The 15,130-nt window shown below is 44.3% G+C and carries 15 protein-coding genes and 1 pseudogene; 10 read left to right on the top strand and 6 right to left on the bottom strand.

Annotation, left to right across the window (positions count from 1 at the left end):
- Positions 1 to 30 precede the first annotated feature (30 nt).
- Positions 31 to 645, top strand: a complete 615-nt coding sequence (locus AB4185_RS10625) for a TetR/AcrR family transcriptional regulator (protein ID WP_004736309.1) — start codon at positions 31 to 33, stop codon at positions 643 to 645.
- Positions 646 to 663: 18 nt separating this feature from the next.
- Here AB4185_RS10625 and AB4185_RS10630 read toward each other — a convergent pair whose 3' ends face one another.
- Positions 664 to 1,575 (bottom strand): LysR family transcriptional regulator, encoded by a 912-nt coding sequence (locus tag AB4185_RS10630; RefSeq protein ID WP_372099793.1) that lies wholly within the window; start codon positions 1,573 to 1,575, stop codon positions 664 to 666.
- A 156-nt stretch (positions 1,576 to 1,731) separates the two neighbouring features.
- Here AB4185_RS10630 and AB4185_RS10635 point away from each other — a divergent pair, with 156 nt between their 5' ends.
- The gene (locus tag AB4185_RS10635) at positions 1,732 to 2,037 is read left to right on the top strand and encodes a monooxygenase (RefSeq protein WP_108086737.1); all 306 of its coding nucleotides are present in this window, start codon (positions 1,732 to 1,734) and stop codon (positions 2,035 to 2,037) included.
- Between the two features lie 102 nt (positions 2,038 to 2,139).
- Positions 2,140 to 2,514, top strand: a complete 375-nt coding sequence (locus AB4185_RS10640; RefSeq protein ID WP_372058585.1) for a hypothetical protein — start codon at positions 2,140 to 2,142, stop codon at positions 2,512 to 2,514.
- An 84-nt stretch (positions 2,515 to 2,598) separates the two neighbouring features.
- Here AB4185_RS10640 and AB4185_RS10645 read toward each other — a convergent pair whose 3' ends face one another.
- Together AB4185_RS10645 and AB4185_RS10650 are read right to left on the bottom strand one after the other, a co-directional pair.
- Positions 2,599 to 3,126: a cytochrome b gene (locus tag AB4185_RS10645; RefSeq protein WP_372135433.1), complete on the bottom strand. Its 528-nt coding sequence runs from the start codon at positions 3,124 to 3,126 to the stop codon at positions 2,599 to 2,601.
- Positions 3,127 to 3,234: 108 nt separating this feature from the next.
- Complete coding sequence (locus AB4185_RS10650; protein WP_229648058.1) at positions 3,235 to 3,753, bottom strand: lipocalin family protein; 519 nt, start codon at positions 3,751 to 3,753, stop codon at positions 3,235 to 3,237.
- A gap of 320 nt (positions 3,754 to 4,073) precedes the next feature.
- Here AB4185_RS10650 and AB4185_RS10655 point away from each other — a divergent pair, with 320 nt between their 5' ends.
- Positions 4,074 to 5,822 (top strand): amidohydrolase, encoded by a 1,749-nt coding sequence (locus AB4185_RS10655; RefSeq protein WP_372135434.1) that lies wholly within the window; start codon positions 4,074 to 4,076, stop codon positions 5,820 to 5,822.
- A 100-nt stretch (positions 5,823 to 5,922) separates the two neighbouring features.
- Here AB4185_RS10655 and AB4185_RS10660 read toward each other — a convergent pair whose 3' ends face one another.
- Complete coding sequence (locus AB4185_RS10660) at positions 5,923 to 6,399, bottom strand: hypothetical protein (protein WP_065584369.1); 477 nt, start codon at positions 6,397 to 6,399, stop codon at positions 5,923 to 5,925.
- Positions 6,400 to 6,686: 287 nt separating this feature from the next.
- Positions 6,687 to 8,039 (bottom strand): CAP domain-containing protein, encoded by a 1,353-nt coding sequence (locus AB4185_RS10665; protein ID WP_372135435.1) that lies wholly within the window; start codon positions 8,037 to 8,039, stop codon positions 6,687 to 6,689.
- A gap of 282 nt (positions 8,040 to 8,321) precedes the next feature.
- Between AB4185_RS10665 and AB4185_RS10670 the strand changes: the two genes are divergently transcribed.
- The 3 genes from AB4185_RS10670 (at position 8,322) to AB4185_RS10680 (ending at position 11,280) form a co-directional block, all read left to right on the top strand.
- On the top strand, positions 8,322 to 9,584 hold the full coding sequence (locus AB4185_RS10670; RefSeq protein WP_371724677.1) for an amidohydrolase family protein: 1,263 nt from the start codon (positions 8,322 to 8,324) through the stop codon (positions 9,582 to 9,584).
- A 164-nt stretch (positions 9,585 to 9,748) separates the two neighbouring features.
- Entirely contained in the window at positions 9,749 to 10,144 is a 396-nt protein-coding gene (locus AB4185_RS10675; RefSeq protein WP_017060189.1) for a pentapeptide repeat-containing protein, read from the top strand.
- 242 nt (positions 10,145 to 10,386) lie between these two features.
- Positions 10,387 to 11,280: a DMT family transporter gene (locus AB4185_RS10680; RefSeq protein WP_065607690.1), complete on the top strand. Its 894-nt coding sequence runs from the start codon at positions 10,387 to 10,389 to the stop codon at positions 11,278 to 11,280.
- A 113-nt stretch (positions 11,281 to 11,393) separates the two neighbouring features.
- On the opposite strand, the gene AB4185_RS10685 is transcribed toward AB4185_RS10680, so the two are convergent.
- Complete coding sequence (locus AB4185_RS10685; RefSeq protein WP_372135436.1) at positions 11,394 to 12,278, bottom strand: SMP-30/gluconolactonase/LRE family protein; 885 nt, start codon at positions 12,276 to 12,278, stop codon at positions 11,394 to 11,396.
- A 99-nt stretch (positions 12,279 to 12,377) separates the two neighbouring features.
- On the opposite strand from AB4185_RS10685, the gene AB4185_RS10690 reads away from it, so the two are divergent.
- The 3 genes and pseudogenes from AB4185_RS10690 to AB4185_RS10700 form a co-directional block, all read left to right on the top strand.
- On the top strand, positions 12,378 to 13,274 hold the full coding sequence (locus tag AB4185_RS10690; protein ID WP_102429128.1) for a LysR family transcriptional regulator: 897 nt from the start codon (positions 12,378 to 12,380) through the stop codon (positions 13,272 to 13,274).
- 593 nt (positions 13,275 to 13,867) lie between these two features.
- Entirely contained in the window at positions 13,868 to 14,659 is a 792-nt protein-coding gene (locus AB4185_RS10695) for a hypothetical protein (protein ID WP_372135437.1), read from the top strand.
- A 36-nt stretch (positions 14,660 to 14,695) separates the two neighbouring features.
- Positions 14,696 to 14,932: pseudogene (locus AB4185_RS10700) on the top strand (transposase); the annotation flags it as partial.
- Between the last annotated feature and the right edge of the window lie 198 nt (positions 14,933 to 15,130).

Here is a 15,130-nt window from a genome sequence, read left to right on the forward strand (position 1 = left end):
GAGACAAACTAGGTAACGAGAAGCAAGCACGTGACTAAAATCATCAAGAGTGAACAGAAGAGATCGCAGATCTTAACCGCAGCCAGCCAACTTTTCTCTGAACATGGCTTCAAGATCAATATGGATCAGATAGCCAAAGCAGCGAACGTTTCTAAGCAAACGGTCTATTCTCACTTTAAAAACAAAGACGAACTTTTCGAAACCTGCATGCAAACCAAGTGTGCGGAGCGAGAACTCAGTCCTGCTGCCTTTGATATGGATGCTGCGGTGGGTGATGAGTTGGTGAAATTTGGTGTGAAGTTTCAGGATTTATTACTTGATGAACAATCTAGACAAACCTTTCAAAATGCCATTAGCCAAGCGAATACGCATCCAGAGATCGCCTCTATCTATTTAGAAACTGGGCCTCAGAAAACCACCAAGTTACTTGCTGATTATTTGCAGTCGAAAATAGACTCTGGTGATCTCACACTGTCGACATCAAGCTCGCCAGTCATTGCAGCACGCCAACTGTTGCTGATGTTTCACGGCAAATCGGCGTATTGGGGATTCTTCGGACACGATAGCGGAGAATCCGAAGAAGAAAGGCTTCACTACACTCGCGAATGTGTCGCGCTATTCTTGAACGGCAACCAGCCTCGTTAATCTTAGAATATTTAACCGTTAGCTCGCATTTGAAGCTGACTCAAGAAGTAACTCATAGAAACGTTTAGCAGCAGGGCCTGTCTTGGCTCCTTTTGGTAAAGTCAGGTGCAGCGGAACGTGATACCCACTGCCATTTTCGACATTCAACACAGTGAGCTTGTCGCTACCTCGACTTTCAACAATGTGCTTTGGTAGTCGACAATAACCGACTCCCTGCTCTACCGCGCCAAACGCATGATCGAAATTATCCACCGTAATGCGCTGACTCGACTTCAACCAACCCACATCCTGTTTGTTCCCTTGGCTTTTAGTGCCTTGATTAGATCGTGTACCTAAATCTCGCACCACAATTTGCGGCAAAGACGACAGTTGATTCAACGACACTGAAACGGCACTTGCTAACGGATGTGAGCTAGCAACTACTGGCTCCATCATCGTAAAACCAAAGGCTTCGGCTGAGTAATTAGTAATAGGCAAGTTGATGATAGCCACATCAGCCAGTTCTTGAGTCACCATTTCCGTTGTTTTAGACAGAGACGTTTCAATCACTTGTATCGATGTGGTGTTGTTCTCCGTCAAAAATGTAGCCATTGGTTGATAAAGGCGTTCAAGGCAGCACAAGTGATCAACAGCAACCACAATTTCAGACTCAACACCTTTCGCTAGCTGTTCACTGATCAACTCTAGCTCGCGAGCTTGTTCCAACATACTGCTTGCACGGCGCAACAGTGATTTCCCATCCTCCGACAATACCGCCCTACGACCTTCAACCTGCACTAAAGTCACGCCTAATTGGTCCTCCAATTTTCTCAGCGCATAAATCAGCGTGGTGTGGCTCTTGTTCAATTGCACTGCCGCCGCCTGAATGCTGCCTGCGCGGTCAATCTCGTAAAGGGTTTGCCATTGGTCGAGGGTGGTTTTCAATCTCATTGGTCTAAAATCCTGACAGTTAATAACTATATTATGAACTTTTCTGTCTGTTTTTTACAGGTAATATCTATTCCAACAGGCAATCAAGCCCCCTACGTTTTGCGAAATGACCATGAGTCTCAGCGCAATACCAAGTAACTGTTTGGAGAAATAACCATGAAATTATTACAAGTCGATTTTGAATTTAGCGGCCCATTTGGTGAAGAGATGTCAAACGCACTCGTTGACCTAGCAAAGTCTATTAACAACGAACCGGGCATGATCTGGAAAATCTGGACAGAGAACGAAGCTGAAAAACTGGGCGGTGGTGTCTACCTTTTTGAAGACCAACTCAGTGCAGAGACTTACCTAGCGATGCATAGCGCTCGCTTAAAAGAGATGGGTGTCGACGAAGTACGTGGGGTGATTTTTGACGTCAATCAGCCATTAACTACCATTAATAAAGGCCCAATCAACGGTTAATCAAACTTGTTCATTCGCTGAATGACAACAAAGATACTGAATAGCTAAGTCGCTAAGTCGCTAAGTCGCTAAGTCGCTAAGTAATAAATAGAGAGATACGTAATGAACAACAAAACTTTTCTTAGCCTACACGGCATTATTTACGCAGGGTTTGCCATCGCACTGTTTTTTATCCCAACGGTAATGTGGCCCATGTACGGCGTGGAAATTAATGATAAGTACGCTTACTTTCTCTCTCAACACACCAGTATCTTTTTGGGTGGTATCGCAGCGATAAGCTGGTTGCTTAGAGACATTGAACCTGGCGTGTCAGCTAAAAAGCTCATCCAAGGTTTGGTGGTTACGAATATGCTCGGCGCTATCATCACATTGTATGCGGCGTTTACAGGAATCTTTGTTGGCTTTGGCTGGAGTGATCCTGCGTTCTTCCTGTTTCTATCAATACTGAGCGTGTTGCAGGTTCGCAAGCAAGCTTAACCAATGAGTTCAGATAGCACAAACAAAAAAACACTCGGTATATGCCGAGTGTTTTCGTATTAAATCGTTAACTTTAACGTCAGGCTATGAGCGACCAAGCATACGACTTAGCGTGCCATCTTTATCGACAAACTGATGCTTCAATGCGCCTAATACATGCAGAGCAAGTGCCACCATAATCAGGTTCACTGAATTGACATGAACAAAAGAAGCCGCAGACTGTAACCATTCGGCTTTTTCACCAGCAGCGATAAGCTCGAAACCGAACACGTCTAATGCACGCCCACCAGCAACACTCATCACAGCACCAGAAATTGGCATCGCCAACGTCACCAACAATAAGAAGTGGTGAACACTTTTCGCTGCGATTTCTTGTGCTCTCGTCAATACGGCAACACTCTCAATTGCGCCCTCTTTAAAACGCAATACCAAGCGTGAAAGTGCGACAACTAAAACAATCAAACCCAACGATTTGTGTAGCCCCATCAACTCACCTTTTTCGGGGCCTCGCGGCATACCTTCAAATTGAAGTCCAATCACAAACACGACAAGGAACAAAATACCGGTAAGCCAATGGAAAACAACAGTCTTTTTCGATAACGAATTACTCATAATGACCACTTTATGTCTCTAAACTTGATGCTATTTTCGCCTAATATCATTACGTTTTATAGGGTAAATACGTAAAGTTAGGTAAAGACAAATAGAAGCCAGAAATCGTTATTTTGTGTGCTCTACAAAAATCAACTTGTCAGTGTTGAAGCCACGCTCTTTAGACATGCTTTTGAACTTCTCCATCACCTCTGGCGCAACTTCTGGTGTTCTTGAAAGCAGCCATAAGTAATCGGTGTCAGGGCCAGAAACAAACGCGTACTGGTATCCCTCTTTGTCCAATTCAAACACCACATAAGCGCCGTAGAAAGGGCCAAAGAAAGACACTTTCAAATAGCCTTGTTCAGAGCCCTCAACGAAGTACGCTTTTCCTTCCGCTTCGTTCCACTCACCTTCTTCCGCCGAATAACCACGGTTAATCACCTTCACGCCGCCATCATCACGAAGGCTGTATTCAGCGCTGATGTTGTCTAAGCCACGCTCAAACGAGTGATCCAAACGAGCCACTTCGTACCATTTCCCTAGGTATCGTTCCAACTCAAACTGTTGAACAGGCTTTACCGTTTCGGGCATGCCAACACAACCACCCAATAAGATCACGCTAAGCAGCAATAATATTTTTTTCATCCTAACCTCGACTTGTTTTTATTAGTAATGCGAGTAAGTCTCTTGAAAACATAAACTTACATCCTTGGTAATACGTTAAATCCATTTTTATAGCTCACTTAACTGTAATTTATTCAGAACCTTATGTGAATTGTTTAGTCTGCGAATGGATTCGCAATCCTTTATTGACGAGCTGTATTCCCACAACCACCTCAAAAGGCACTGGAATTACATTCAAACAAGAGAGCAACCAAGGACACTTTATTATTAAAAATTCACGATATGATTCTGGCCACTCGCTTTCTATACTTACTAAACAGTGGAACATGGAAGACATAATAATGAATAACAAGCTCACTCTGTCACGCACTGCATGGATAGCATTACTCGCAAGCTTATCGGCCGTAGCGCCGGTGCTTGCACAAGCCAACACTATTGTTCAAACACAAACAGCCGTTCAAGCGCAAACAACTGTTAAAAGCCAAAGTGCTGACCAAATTTTTACCAATGCAGATATATATGGGCATCGCGAGTCAGACTCGATCGTTACCCACAAAGGCAAGATCATCTTTATCGGTAACCAATCACAGGCGCAAACTTTTCAAGGGCAAAGCACTGATGTCATTGATCTAGACAATGCCTTTGTCTTGCCGGGGTTCATTGACAACCATAACCATGTGTTTGAAGCCGCCTCAGAGCTGGGTGGCAATTGTGAACTCGACTCTGAAGCAACATTAGAAGAGCAAATCCCCTACTTAGAAGCGTGTAAGATCAATGCTGATACCGATGGCAGAGGTTGGCTAATGGGTTATGGTTTTTCTTTAGAAGCGACGCTCGATAGCGACTCTGACTACACGCCACTAGAGATCATCGACAGTATCTTCCCGGATCGCCCTGTGGTGATCATGGAGCAGACATCACACTCAATGTGGGTCAACTCCAAAGCACTAAAAATCGCCCGAATCAGCCAACAATCTCCGGATCCACAAGGTGGCGCTTATTTAAAAGATCCTGATAGCAGCAAGCTCAATGGCATCTTGCTAGACAATGCTGGCGATCAAGTGATGGAGATGGCGTGGAACAGCCAAAGCGAACTGTTTGAGCAAAGCTACCAAGGGTTAATGTTCGGGCTTGAGGAAGCAGCAGCCCACGGCATCACCACCATTGGTGACGGTCGCATGTATTGGAAACGAGGTTGGTATGACGTTTGGTTAGAGGCCGAGCAAAATCAAGACTTAACGGCGCGTGTGTCGCTGCGCCCTTGGGTGTATCCATCGATGGCGATACCTTCTCAATTAGAAGTCTTTGAGAAGATGTATTCCGACGATAAAAGCCGTCTGTTACTTGTCGATCAGGTGAAAATGTACAGCGACGGCATCTTTATCAATGGCACCGCCAAAACGCTCGCACCCTACTTAGATACCTATCTACCCCTGTCTCCTAATGGCTTGAACTATATTCCGCCAGAACAAATGAAAGAGTGGCTAACTGCGCTCGAAAAAATAGGGTTTAGCGCCCACATTCATGCCATTGGTGATGGCGCGGTTCGTGAATCTCTTGATGCAATAGAAAGTATTCGCAAACAAGGCTCAACCAAACCCTACACCCTAACCCATGTCGAATTAATCAATGATGAAGATGTGCCACGCTTTCGCCAATTAGACGTAACCGCAGATTTCCAAGTCGGCTCTGATTACGTTGCAAGGCATCAACACCAATGGGCCGAAGCTTTCCTTGGTGCTCGCCGAGCTAAAGCTATGATGAACTTAGACGCAATACTCAAGACCGACGCGAATATCACCTTAAGCAGTGATTGGAACGTACACGACATCAACCCTTTGGTCGGCATCGCGAACAGCTTAATCATGGGCAAAACCGGCCTAACTGATATTTATACCGCGATTGATGCTTACACACTCAATGCCGCCAAAAGTCTTGGAATTGAAGACGTAACAGGTTCTATTGAGGTGGGGAAATCCGCTGACTTCGCCATTCTCGAACGCGACATCACCACAGTGTCAGCAAGACAAATCGCTAAGACTCAGGTGTTGATGACGGTGTTACGCGGGGATGTGGTTTACGAAAAATAAAGCCAATTAGCGTATCGAATTGGTTATCGCAACTCAAACGAAAACGAGCCAGCTTATTCAGCTGGCTCGTCTGTTATTCACATAGGTATTTTATGTTGTGTTACGCGTTGGTCTCTTTAAGCGCTTTCACATTTGAATCTTGTTTGTCATCCAGAGCAAAGTAGATCTTCGATACAATCACTTCAGCAACCAGAATCGTAAATACCACCGCGAAGAACGCGACAACACCGCCCCAAGGGCCTGTAAAACTCACCTTATCTCCGAACAGAAGGTTAATCGCTTCTAGCATCACGAATTTTGAGCCCACCAAGATGATATAAGTGGTGATTGCTCGGTAAACCTTAGGCGCGGTGCCCGGCTTGCTTTTGAAGTGCTCGGCAATCTTGTGCTCTAAACCAATAGAGAGCTTCAACAACAACGCCGCAATCAAAGAGATAGTGAAAGACTCAATGTTGACGAAGTCCCAGTACTCATCGAAGAAGTTAAGTACGACCAAGTCCACCAGCACGGCTAACGTGTAACCTACGAATAGACGTTGTGGTGTGTTGAACCCGTAAACTTTGTCTGATTTAATCATTCTGTCTCTCTCTAATTTGATAAGTAGCCTTGATTTGAAATACATCTTAGCGTTCGAATCGAAGCAAAACTTACCATTTCATGACACTACTCAAAATCATTCACAACACAAATGAATCGTCATAGTGTCTTCGCCCCTCCACCTTCAATAATCCTGATCGCCCACGTATCACTGTAAAGTAAAATGGCACTCTCGAGTGATCTGCTACTACCAAGTAACCTGCCACTACCAACTAAAGAAAGAATAGCGACGCTAAATGGATGACCTTTATTTAAGCAATGAGTGTGTTAATTGAAATCTTGCGTCCAATAAGACATCTTCGATGCATCTGACTTACTGGCTTTGTATCCAATCCCCATCTTTGTGTGTCGGCTATTCATCACGTTTTGGCAGTGACCTTCGTGACCAGCCCAACTATTAAGACCGGCATTGTTAATTTGCCCATCACTTCGTGGACTGGTGTAACCGAAAATAGGAATCACAACCGAATTGGATGAGAGGACAAACGCATTCTGACCAGAACTGTTCACAACAAAGTGACCTTGAGCATCTCTTCGGTACTGCTCATCTGAGTTCAACTGGGCATTACTCGCCGTATTATTGTCCCAAGCGATAGGAGCTGCTGGTGGGTAGTTACCACTCGAAAACGATGAACCAAAGGCATCACAATAACGTTGTGTCGACCTCGCACAATTTGTCGAGATAACAGATTGGTACTTGATACTGTTCTGACTTAGATCTTCTGGAATATTCACAATTCGGCACCATTTTTCATCGGCAACGCCTTGACCGGGCATCCCCCAAATCGCACCATTCAATAATTGATTTGTATCTAGTGAAGCGAAATCGATGAGAGTGTCGCTATTAAGCTGACCTAGATCCAAATCGATCTTTCCAGATGAAGTGTTCAACTCAAAGATCGAGGCCCCAACCTCCTTAGCTGCTGCGTTAATTTTGTCGCGCTGTAATAATTCCCACGAATCACCAAACCGCTCTTTTGACTGCTCTCCATAAGCTTGAGCGATAAAATCGTAAGTAGGTAAATTAGACTCTATCCCGCTCCCATCTTTGGAAACTACGCTGCCAACGGTTTTAAATTCCAACGAACTGTCGAACACCGCATCGTTAAACACATACGATCCCAAGAGCTCACTAGAACAAGAGTTACTTTGCATATCGTATCGATATTCAGAAATTGTACCGTCCACAAGTAACTGATGATCCTTCCTTTGCGCGCTTAATCCTGTGGTTTCGTAACAGTGCCAATCGTTAACAAAGTTGCTGCCATTATCGATAACGATTGTTGGTACAGCGATAGTCACATCAACCTCCTGAGTATCTCCACTCTTGAACGCAGGCAGCTCATTTTTGACGGTAATAGATGAGAAATTTCTGATTGGATCCGTTTCTTCGATAAAACCTTCGATCGCAAAAATCATATTGTTGCTAAGAGCTTTAATGTCAGGCTGCTGAGAGGTAGATGATGAGCCGGTATTACTTGGATTACTTGGATTACTTGGATTACTTGGAACATTAGCGTTATTAGACGTTGTGCTGTCACCTCCTGATGAACTCTCTCCACCACAACCCGTAATAATCAGTGCTAGAAGGGCGACTGCCGAGATATTTTGTTTTTTCATGAGTTAATTCTTAACCATATATTTTTCTTGATGTAAGGATGTTGCCTCATAGAACGAACTTAAATTTCAGACCAATGTCAGAGCCCCTAAATACTGACACCGATTTAACATTTTATAAGATATTGTCAATTTAACGTTCGAGTAGGAAAAACTTAGAAATATTGAAAAGCACCAAAAGATAAGTCTCGTCATTGCTTGTCACCAAATGGCCATTCTTCAAATGCTGCGCCCCATATGATGACCCCATCAGCGACACACACTCATTTCCAAAAGGTGCAGACTATGAAAAAGCTAATCACTAACGCGAACGTATTTAACGGTGTTGATAACAACCTAATCGAGAACGTATCACTTCTTATTGAAGACAACTTGATTACTCAAATTGGCGAGGTTGATGCAACGTTAGCGGATGAAATCATTGATGCTCAAGGTGGCACAGTCATTCCAGGCCTGATTGATGCGCACGTTCATATCACGCTCTCTGCCTCTTTTAATGTCATTGATACGATGACTCGTGAAGAAGTGGCGATTCGCTCAGCAAAGATTTCAGAAGAGATGTTAATGCGCGGCTTTACTACCATTCGCGACGTGGCGGGCAATACGCTTGGCCTTAAAAACAGTATCGACAAGGGCTATGCGACTGGCCCACGCATTCTTCCTTCAATGGCGGCTATCTCACAAACCTGTGGTCACTCCGATTACCGTCAAAACCAAGCACAAGAGCGTTTAGCAAACGGCCATGAAGACTCACCAATGATGAAGCAAGGCTCAATGAAAGTGGCCGATGGGCGTTCAGAAGTATTGAAAGCGGTGCGTGAACAGCTATTCATGGGCGCATCACAAATCAAGATCATGGCTGGCGGTGGCGCATCTTCAACCTTCGACCCGCTAGACACATTGCAATTTACATCAGACGAGATGAAAGCCGCAGTTGAGGCCGCTTCAGATTACGGCACTTATGTCGCTGCGCACATCCACACCTCTGATGCGATGCGCCGAGCAGCTGAAGCGGGCGTGATGTCTTTCGAACACGCGACCATCATGGACGACGACATTGCCGAAATCATTAAAGAGAAAGGCATTTGGGTGATTCCTTCTTACTTTACCTCTTCATTGATTGCAGAGCGTAAGATCCCGCTGCCAAATGAAGAGACATACCGCAAGACAGAACGCGTAGGCAAAGCGATGTTCAAGTCAGCAGAACTGATTAAGAAATACGACATCCAGAACATCGCTTTTGGCACTGACTGTGTAGGTGAAACCAACGTTCACGCGACACAATTGAATGAACTTGGTGCGATTGAGCAAGTATTCGATACCATCACCGCGCTTCGCATGGCGACATCAAACTGTGGTCGCTTGTTCGAAATGTCGACCTACCAACACCCATACCAAGAAGGCAAGTTAGGTCAGATCGTTGAAGGCGCGTATGCCGACCTATTGATCATCGATGGCAACCCACTGGAAAGTGTTGCATGTGTGGCGAACACAGAGACACAAAAACTGATCATGAAAGACGGCAAGGTGTACAAAAACACGCTTTAACCTCGAAAAGCGCTCGTCCATTCACCATAAAAGCAACAAATCTAAAGCAAATAACCGAGATGACTAACTTGGTTGTTTGCTTTTCTTTGAATCGCCTAAAACTGATCTCGCTTTCGACCAACAAACTCTGACAACAACTCGATTCTATTTTAGATCAGCATAAATTGTGGTTGGAAAACCAAGGCGGCGAACGAGCACAATTAGGTAATACCGATCTAAGTAATCTAGCGCTTCAAGATGTTGACCTTCGTTGCGCCAACCTGATACGTACTGATTTTAGTGGCGCCGATTTATCGGGTGCGAACATGAATGAGGCTGACATCACCTATGCCAATTTCAGCCACGCGAACCTCAACAATACGAGCTTCCGCGATGCTGACCTACGTAACGCCAACATGAGTTACGCCCAAATGCTCAACGTCGATTTACTGCGTGCCGACTTGTTTCGCACTGACTTCAGCAATGCTCAAGTTAATGACTCTGCTTTCAAACGAAAAGACACAGGCAATACCATTATTGAGCTGCGAGATCCTACCCGACAGTGTCTCTCTGCCAAGTAGGTTCAAGCAGCGATGATCTCCAATGCGCTGATATTGTTGCATATTCATTCGATTATTCGATAAATACCGAATTGGACTGGGCACTCACCTACTGAGCTCAGGTCGTAATAGCAGATCTCGCCCCCATATCACTAAGCATCGAACGACATTGTTCTTACTTGGTTTTTGTTCTTACATATTTTCGATTCTCATGTATTATGTGCGCCCATAATTGTATGACAAATATGTAGTGCTGTTTCTGTATGACCAAAGCCACCAACCACGCGATTTTGCTCTTAGTATTCGCCAACCTGCTCGCCTCCTTTTCAGACGTCTCACTCAAAGTGCTGAACGGTGAAGTGCCCACGTTCCAATATGTGTTTATCCGCCAGCTATTGAGCGTGATGTTGCTGCTTCCTTTTTGGCTAAAGCTACCCAAAGAGACGCGCATGCAAGGTGGTTGTCGCATCAACTTCTTGCGGGCTCAATTCATCCTAGTGGGGAGTGGCTGCGCAATGATTGCCATCACACACCTCACCTTGGCGACCGCAAATGCGATGTTCTATGTTGGGCCCATTCTTATGCTCCCGCTTTCTATTGTTTTACTGAAAGAGAAGCCGACATCATCAAAAGTGGTCGCGACATTGATTGGTTTCGTGGGTGTGCTAATCGTTTTGCGTCCAGAGCAATTTCACTGGGCCGCTATTGCAGGCTTAGGCAGTGCGCTCGCTATGGGTGTCGGCAATATTTTGATTAAACGTCTTCACGCAGAACAACACATTATCTCGACGCTATTTTGGACCAGTGTAATGACCCTGCCTCTGGCGTTGGCTCTTGCTCTGCCTGCATGGGCGGCGATTGAATGGCGTCATGTTGGGTGGATTATGGCAATCAACCTATTCGTTCTGGGATACCATGCCCTTGTGGTGGTGGCTTATAAAAAAGCGCCAGCAAACCAAATAGCTCTCGCAGAATATTCGGGGTTGGTGTTTGTGACCCTATTTGGCGTGATGTGGTTTGACGAGATTCCAGACATGTTGACCCTTGTCGGCATCAGCCTGATCGTCATTCCTATGATGCCAATAAAATGGAAAAAGTACTTCAGCAGGTCAAATCAAACGGCGCTAGATATAGAGGCCAATCAGCCTAAGCCTTAATCGTCGGCAGCATCATTAAAGCGCATCGAGCTAACCCACTTTCGACCTATTCAAATGAGAAAAGGGACCGGTATTTCTACCCGTCCCTTTTTTATTTTCGTTTGTATAAGGTGTTACTTAAGCTTGAACACCAACACTTTGTTGTATGCCGTTACCATCAGTAAGTCTTGCTGTTTCCCGCCAATTTCTAGGTTGCTGATATGGCCCGCATCAATAGCAATGAAGTCTATCTGCTTACCGTCTTTATCGAACACACCCACGCCACCGTGCGCTGCAACAAATAGGTTGTCATCGGCATCAACAGCGACACCATCAACCATAGGTTCAGAGCCAGACTCCGCCTTCACTTGAGCAAACTGAGTCTTATTGCTGAGTGACTCTCCATCAACATCAAATCGGTATACCCAGCCATCAGATGTGTCGGCAACGTATAAAGAAGATTCATCAGAAGAAAAAGCGATGCCGTTTGGCAGCTTGAACTCTCCGGTGATCAACTTTAGATCACCATCTAAATAACGATAAACGCCATTAACCGGTTGCTCTGGTTCTGCCTTTGCTGGGCCGTAACCTTGGATACCAAACGGAGGATCGGTAAACCACACGCTGCCATCACTGTTAACGGTTAAATCGTTCGGACTATTAAGCAGTTTGCCGTTATACGTTGCAGCGACAATCACTTTCTCTCCGTTGCCCTCACGGTACGACAGCTTTCTATCATGGCGGGCTGCCCAAAGGTTGCCTTTCGCATCAATATCGAGACCATTGGCATAGCCTGAATTGTCATCAAAAACGCTCAACTTGCCGTTAAGATCGTAAGAATAGGTTGTGTTATTTGGAATATCGCTAAACAAGAAACGTTGATGTTTCACATCCCATGTTGGGCCTTCAACAAAGCCGAATGAGTCTCCAACTAGTGTTGGGTTGCTTTCTACAACAGAGGCAGCTGAAACATTCATAGAGGCAGCCATTGCAGCGCTAATAAGTAGTAATTTGTTCATTGTTCTTCTCCTTTCTGTTTACGTTTTGAATCTTAGTTTCTTGAAAGAGTGAGAAAAACAGTACAAAATGACTTCACTGTTTACTAAATGGTGTTAATGATGAATTTGATTTATATGCAGACCTTCTTGACTGTCGCCGAAGAGCAAAGCTTCACCAAGGCCGCTGAAGTATTGGATGTGTCGAAAGGTTTGGTGTCTCGGCATGTACAACGACTCGAAGAAACATTGAATTCTAAGCTGTTTCACAGAACGACTCGTTCTATCAGCCTCACAGAAGTGGGTGAAGAGTTGTATTCGAAAGCGAAGCAAATTCAACTATTAGCAATCGAAGCGGAAATGCGTGTCTTAGACATGACGCAGGAAGTGGCAGGCGATTTAAAAATTACCGCACCGATAGAGTTTGGGCGTGCGCTTTGTCGTCATATCATCCCTACTTTCAAGCAAGAGTACCCAAAAGTGGATTTGATTCTCGACTTTGGGCCGATGAAAAAGAAGATAGAGTCTGGAGACTTTGACATTGCTTTCCGAGCCTACGATGAACTCCCTAATGATGTGATTGCCAACGATCTCGGGCACATCCGCAATGTTCTCGTTTGCAGTGCAGGTTACGCATCGACTAACCCACTCATTACCACCAAAGACATCCATAAATGCAGCTTCATTCTTAACAGTCAAAATGAACGTTGGAATCAGCTGGAGTTGATCAATGGCGAACAAACCTACCATGTTGAAGTAACCGGAAGCGTTAGCTCGAATACCTACAGTTCAATTTTGGAGTTAGCGATGCAAGGGATAGGTGTCGCCAGCTTGCCGTTCTATCAAGTTGAAGAGCAGCTCAAAAAAAGTGAGCTTATTCACGTGTTCCCAGAATGGTCGATTAAAGCCCAAAAGCTAAGCCTTATCTATGCTCAAAGAAGAGTAACACCGCAGAAGTTAGTCACTTTTAACCGAGCGGTAAAAGAGTGGCTGGAATCGAATAACGCTTATACGTTGTGAGTTTTAGAACGCTAAACCTTTCAATTGGAACGTATGTGCGTTCCATTCATATCAGGCTCAATCGCAGTGCTTTCAATAGCTGATAGGCTGCCGTGTATTCGTCGATTTTGAAACACCCTCCCCCTCTAACTCCCCCTCAAGTTGAGTTTATCCCCCTCTCTAGATTGACGACCGAGGGGGAGAATCTTCTTTGGCGCTGAATGTGAAAATGCGCATGTCGCCATCAGCATTCAGTTCCTCCCCTTTCCACGAAATCATAATGGGTCGAAAATACGGATTAAGGGGAGATTAGGAGGGAATTTGAGGTTGGTGTGATTACCGAGGGAGGTTGGGCTAACACGGATTTGCCCCTTTTCTTGTTAGAGCATATGCTCTTCGTAAAATAAACAAATTCATAATGACCAACATTTTCTAATAGCAGTGGCTGAATGTAGTCAGCTCCTCCGAAGAGCAGTAAGGAAGGAACCAAAGCTGTTTAATATTGTTAACAAGAAAAGTTTAACATTTTTATTTTTCTATTTACTTCATAGATTTAGTATTAAACAACATGTTATGTTACAAGTATTTTAATCGTTCATATCAAGGAATGCATAGTGAACAAATTACTTCTTCTTACAACCTTGCCTCTTGCACTCACAGGCTGTGTAAATCAGTTTGCTTCTATGCCTGATGCTTCCGTTACTGACCCTATTGATTATGTTGAACAGTACCAAGCAGCTTCTGAAAAAGGTTTACTTAACCCATTAGCTTTCGTTGGCGGTCGAGATGATGGAAATAATTTCCGTAAATATCGAAAGTCATGGTGTGCAGTATCAGAAGCGGCCTTTTACAGCCTTAAAGATGACTTAAAGGATCTGTGTCAAAACAAAGGTGGTGAACTACGTGGTCAATGGTGCGTAAAATCCAATTCGGACACCCCTCTCTTTAAAATGCATATAGCCCAAAGTAACATGCAGTGCTCAACTGGCACTTCTTCTTATGCAGAGGTTATTGCCCCCATAAACGATACAGACACAAACGATAGTAAGTGGATTGCTCTCGCAAAAAATAATGGCTTTGAAACTGCTGCTGAAATTGAGACGGCTGAAAAGCAACGTCAAACTGCTCTCGAAGCCCAAAAAATTGCGAAAAAGCAACAAGCGTTGCGTGAACAACAGCGCAAAGAAGCAGATAGAATTCAAATGCTTTCAACTCGTGGTCTAAGAATTTGCCAAAACGCGAAGTATAGCTATCAAGGAAAATATACAGGGTTTGTCGAGGATTTCACCGATAAAAAAATCAAAGTCCATGTTGCCCACTTGGGCGGCGATGGATGGACAGCATCAGGTTTTAAGGAGAGCACTATCTGGGATTATCCTGATAATTGGTATGTCTGCGATAGATAGACCGAAGGTTTTTTAGTAGCTTCAAGCCCCTACTAACATATTCGTCAGCATTGGCGTATTGAAAACAACCAGCATTACGTTTTAGATGTTGTTTTTAAAGATGATAGCTCACGGATAACGTTAGATGGTGCAGTAGAAGATATAGCGCTGTTTAGACGCTTTGTGATGAACATGCTGAAGTAATGTGATTGTGGTGCGCCAAGCCAAAAAGTGAAGTTGAAGAAAGCTGGTTGGAACGATGATTATCGGGCTCGAGTCTTCTTTGGGTTATAAATCAATCAAAGTATGCTCGCGCCCTAGGGCTATCCATTTTTTGCATTTAGTGACCATTTTTTCAATCAAATTCTTTTGTCTCACTACTTTACTACTTTCTTTTGCTCGGCACTATTAATGCTGAATACCAAGCTAAGCAACTTTCGATACTTGTAGTTATCCATAATTTCTTAATTTAGCGAAGACGCTGAAACGTTT

The sequence above is a fragment of the Vibrio sp. 10N.286.48.F5 genome, from assembly GCF_041469785.1.
In the GTDB taxonomy this organism is placed as follows: domain Bacteria; phylum Pseudomonadota; class Gammaproteobacteria; order Enterobacterales; family Vibrionaceae; genus Vibrio; species Vibrio crassostreae_C.

Bases quoted from the DNA above. Each gene is read 5' to 3' on its own strand.
- AB4185_RS10635 (WP_108086737.1), top strand. From the start codon at position 1,732: ATGAAATTATTACAAGTCGATTTTGAATTTAGCGGCCCATTTGGTGAA.
- AB4185_RS10655 (WP_372135434.1), top strand. From the start codon at position 4,074: ATGAATAACAAGCTCACTCTGTCACGCACTGCATGGATAGCATTACTC.
- AB4185_RS10640 (WP_372058585.1), top strand. From the start codon at position 2,140: ATGAACAACAAAACTTTTCTTAGCCTACACGGCATTATTTACGCAGGG.
- AB4185_RS10630 (WP_372099793.1), bottom strand. From the start codon at position 1,575: ATGAGATTGAAAACCACCCTCGACCAATGGCAAACCCTTTACGAGATT.
- AB4185_RS10660 (WP_065584369.1), bottom strand. From the start codon at position 6,399: ATGATTAAATCAGACAAAGTTTACGGGTTCAACACACCACAACGTCTA.
- AB4185_RS10665 (WP_372135435.1), bottom strand. From the start codon at position 8,039: ATGAAAAAACAAAATATCTCGGCAGTCGCCCTTCTAGCACTGATTATT.
- AB4185_RS10650 (WP_229648058.1), bottom strand. From the start codon at position 3,753: ATGAAAAAAATATTATTGCTGCTTAGCGTGATCTTATTGGGTGGTTGT.
- AB4185_RS10645 (WP_372135433.1), bottom strand. From the start codon at position 3,126: ATGAGTAATTCGTTATCGAAAAAGACTGTTGTTTTCCATTGGCTTACC.
- AB4185_RS10685 (WP_372135436.1), bottom strand. From the start codon at position 12,278: ATGAACAAATTACTACTTATTAGCGCTGCAATGGCTGCCTCTATGAAT.
- AB4185_RS10670 (WP_371724677.1), top strand. From the start codon at position 8,322: ATGAAAAAGCTAATCACTAACGCGAACGTATTTAACGGTGTTGATAAC.
- AB4185_RS10690 (WP_102429128.1), top strand. From the start codon at position 12,378: ATGAATTTGATTTATATGCAGACCTTCTTGACTGTCGCCGAAGAGCAA.
- AB4185_RS10680 (WP_065607690.1), top strand. From the start codon at position 10,387: ATGACCAAAGCCACCAACCACGCGATTTTGCTCTTAGTATTCGCCAAC.